1 protein-coding gene is annotated in these 1,225 nt (G+C 47.7%); it reads right to left on the bottom strand.

What is annotated here, in order from left to right:
* Window positions 1-9: 9 nt before the first annotated feature.
* Window positions 10-1,170, bottom strand: a complete 1,161-nt coding sequence (locus RTU33_RS21805; protein WP_312630170.1) for an IS30 family transposase — start codon at window positions 1,168-1,170, stop codon at window positions 10-12.
* Window positions 1,171-1,225: the final 55 nt, after the last annotated feature.

A 1,225-nucleotide genomic window follows, 5' to 3' on the forward strand; every position in this document is an offset into this window, starting at 1 on the left:
GCTGTGAGTTCAACTAATGGACGCAACACACTTATTGAACCGTTCTGCGGGTGATTCATAGTCTAGTGTTTTTCTCGGCCTTTCATTGAGCTGTCTGGCAACGCTGTTAAGTCTTTGCTGGCTGTGAACCGATAAGTCAGTTCCTTTTGGAAAATATTGTCTGAGCAATCTGTTCGTATTTTCATTTGAACCACGTTGCCAGGGAGATTGAGGATCACAAAAATAAATCTGAATGTCTGTCGCTACAGTAAATCGTGTGTGGCTGGTCATTTCAGCGCCACGATCCCAAGTTAATGTTTTATAAAGCTCAGCAGGTAATTCCCGGGCTTGTCTGATGAGTGCAGATATAACCGTTATGGTCTTGTTGTCTCTGATCTTCGCCAGCATAACAAAACGGGAATGGCGTTCTACGAGGGTGACGATATAGGAGTTTTTCGAGCCCTGGATCAGATCACCTTCCCAGTGACCAGGGATGGCTCTGTCTGAGGCTTCCGGTGGCCTTTCGCTGATAGGTATCGCATTCGGGATTTTCCCTAATCCTTTCCCTTTAAGGGATGACGTTCGGGATCTACGAACCGCTCTTCCGCTTCTGAGGCATTGCTGCAGCTCTTTTTTTAATGCACCCCGGGTTTGTATAAAAAGCGTTTTATAAATCGTTTCGTGTGACACATGCATTTCCTGATTATCCGGATAACAGCGTTTCAGCCAACCGGCGATCTGTTCCGGCGACCAGTCCTGATGCATCTTCTCTGCAATGATTTTACACAATGTGGGGCTTTCAATTAGCTTGCAGGGTTTTGGTCTCAGAGCATTTTCCCACGCAGCAGTATCGGCTTTTGCTGCACGATATTGCTTGGCACCTCCGTGCCTCCTGACCTCGCGGCTAATCGTTGAGGGCGCTCTTGATAAGTTGGCTGCGATGTCCCTGATGCTGCGTTTTGCTACCAATCCTCTGGATATCTCCTCTCTTTCATCAAGCGAAAGCGCTAACCGGTGCCGCTTTCGGACAGGGGGACGGTATCCACCAGTCTGGTGGATAGTAGGCATAATAGAAGAATGATATCTGTCGAACATTCCGGCGATATCATGCAGGGAATCACCTTGCTTATATCTGTCCCAGATAATCGCTTTTTGTTCTGGTGTGTAGTAGATGCGAGTTCTTCGTTTCATGGCAACGTCCCCCTTGATCAAGGATAGCGTTGCATCGACCCATTGAACTCACAGC

This window comes from Scandinavium sp., assembly GCF_032012665.1.
Taxonomy (GTDB): domain Bacteria; phylum Pseudomonadota; class Gammaproteobacteria; order Enterobacterales; family Enterobacteriaceae; genus Scandinavium.

Bases quoted from the DNA above. Each gene is read 5' to 3' on its own strand.
- RTU33_RS21805 (WP_312630170.1), bottom strand. From the start codon at position 1,170: ATGAAACGAAGAACTCGCATCTACTACACACCAGAACAAAAAGCGATT.